Here is a 2,352-nt window from a genome sequence, read left to right on the forward strand (position 1 = left end):
AATCTCCCTACAATGGCGCGGGGTGGAGCAGCCCGGTAGCTCGTCAGGCTCATAACCTGAAGGCCGCAGGTTCAAATCCTGCCCCCGCAACCAAAAAATGCAATAAGATCAATATACTACATCCAAGCCCCGCCCACACGCCGGGGCTTCACGCATTCCCGGTCAAGCAGCGGTCAAGATTGGCCGCCCCCACGAAACCTGACCAGGCGCAATAGCTGCTCTCCAGCTGACCCGCAACGCAGTTCCACATCGATCACATCCCCTGCCAAGGGGGCTTCAGACGAAGACACTGGGGACGGTGGGCCTTCGCTCAATGGCGAAGCAACGTACCCGTCCGGTCTGACCGCTCTGCCGCAGGCTGAGAGAGCTGGTAGTGTCCACCATTGATAGTGGACACTAATCCCTCGATGAGGGCGTCCGCGATAAGGGGAGCTCTCCACGTCAAGAGCAAAGCTCTCCTATTTCCCGCTCGATCAAGCGGAAGCGTTCCTTGATCTCTTCGCCCGCATAGAAGGCCAGCATATCCTCCTTAGTGAGTGTCCCCTCGGCGAGAAACTTGATGAGGTAGCGCTGATTGAATTCGGCAAGGAGGATGCCTTTCTCGATCTGTGCGAGGATCTGCTTCATATTGTCGATATTGGCGGTGACGAGGTGCTTCACCAGCGCCATGTCGCGCGCATCCTTGATCAGCCGATTGACGATGATCTTGAGGACATCCGTATCAAGCTCGATCGTCTTTGCATTGAGGGCGATGTCGCGCGCGAGCATGTAGGCGATGGCGAGGTTGCGATAATCACCCTTTTGGGAATCGATGATCGCGATCAGACCGATACCGGGCAAGAACTTAAGATCCTGCACCGCAACCAGGATGCTGTTATCGACGAGCGAGGCGTCGAACACGATGATCCCAGCCTGGCTGTCGCGATTCGCCTGCGCTTCGAGGAGCTGGCTCCAGGCCGTGTCCGCTTTCTTCGTGAAGATGTCCTTCGTCTGGATGTCGCCAAGGCGGATGCTCTTGTCGAACTTGCACTCGATCGCGATCCGTTTGCCGCTGTCACCGGCCAGATGGCAGACGATGTCGCCCGTCTTATTCCGACGGATCGCCCCCGCACGATCGCCGGTAAGCTCGATCCGGTCAGCGATCTTCTGGCGACCGAAAAACTCGGACAGGAAGTCGGCGATCTCAGTTTCAGCGAGCACACCCTTGACCGCAGACCGATAGAAAAGCTCTTTCTTCATGTCGAAGATGAGCTTCAGACTTTCGAGCTCGGTGCCGAGCTCGTTCGCGGTTCTCGAAAGGAAGCTCGAGAGTCGGTCCTCCATTAGCGCCAGGACGCCGATATAGAGAGCTTTGTGAAGCTGCTCGTCGCGATCGGCTGCCGGAACCTTGTTGAAGAACTCGAATAAGATCTTGTTGTCGACCTCGAAGGCACCAAACTGAACGCGAGAATTTTTCTGATCGAGGCCGACAAGTGGCATATCAGACCCGACTGTAGCGATAATGACCCTTGATGGTCGACGCGAGGAAAGTCCCCTTCGATCCGGCCTGATCGAAGGCCAGGGCAATCTGCGGCGGCACCTCATAGTAATGATAGCGGGTGTTGTTGAGAAACTCGACCTCAAGCAGCAGGTGATCTTCATCGTAGCGGACTGCGGCGATGTTTGACGAAGTGAAGGGGGCGAAATCGTGCCAGGTCATATGTGTTATTCCTTGTTGGGTGGGGTGGGGACCGGATTCTGCTGGAGCCAGGTTTCGACAAAATAACGATAGTCCGCGGCGATGTGCATTTTCAGGTTCCAACCGCCTGGCGTCATCGAATCCTCGGGCGCGGCTTCGTCACAGATCAACGGATCCTGACTGTCGGGGCGACGATCGCGAGGCGGCGCCTGGATCATTGTCCGCATTGGGAGCCTCACCGCTTCGCCGAGAATGATAGCCTCGCCGGTGCGCAGCACCGGCAACATGCTCGTCAAACCTTCAAGGTTGTCGGAGAGCGCGCTGGTCACATGTGAGCGATCGGTGGCGTTGCTCAACCGCATCGCAAAGAAGGTCCCGCATTGTGACAGGATCGTGGGATTGATCTCGGCCGGGCGCTGGCTGACGATCATCGCGCCGATCCCATATTTGCGCCCTTCCTTGACGATGCGCTGGGTCGCGATCGAGGCGGCGCTGCTGCCATTGTCGCCAAGATAGCTGTGCGCTTCCTCCATCACGACGAGCAGCGGGCGTTCGCGCCCGCCCTCCGAGAGGTTACGCGGGCTTTGTTGCAGAAGTCCCCAGGGAGCAGGATTCACACGGGGAATCCATGGGGTTAATGGTCTGAGATGACGAGACCTGATCCTGCCCGCTAT

At 57.7% G+C, this 2,352-nt stretch carries 3 protein-coding genes and 1 tRNA gene; 1 reads left to right on the forward strand and 3 read right to left on the reverse strand.

The features are described 5' to 3' along the window. Positions 1–16 precede the first annotated feature (16 nt). Positions 17–93: transfer RNA gene (locus tag BW970_RS20160), tRNA-Met, on the forward strand. Positions 94–441: 348 nt separating this feature from the next. Here the strand turns inward: BW970_RS20160 and BW970_RS20165 are convergent. The 3 genes from BW970_RS20165 to BW970_RS20175 all read right to left on the reverse strand — a co-directional run. After that, positions 442–1,479 carry a hypothetical protein gene (locus tag BW970_RS20165; protein ID WP_076534746.1) on the reverse strand — a complete coding sequence of 346 codons (1,038 nt, stop codon included), beginning with the start codon at positions 1,477–1,479 and terminating at the stop codon, positions 442–444. Between the two features lies 1 nt (position 1,480). After that, positions 1,481–1,699 (reverse strand): KTSC domain-containing protein, encoded by a 219-nt coding sequence (locus BW970_RS20170; RefSeq protein WP_076534748.1) that lies wholly within the window; start codon positions 1,697–1,699, stop codon positions 1,481–1,483. A gap of 5 nt (positions 1,700–1,704) precedes the next feature. Beyond that, positions 1,705–2,352 (reverse strand): ATP-binding protein (locus BW970_RS20175; protein ID WP_234978508.1); only part of this gene is annotated, 648 nt, incomplete at its 5' end.

The organism is Gemmobacter megaterium (assembly GCF_900156815.1).
Lineage (GTDB): Bacteria > Pseudomonadota > Alphaproteobacteria > Rhodobacterales > Rhodobacteraceae > Wagnerdoeblera > Wagnerdoeblera megaterium.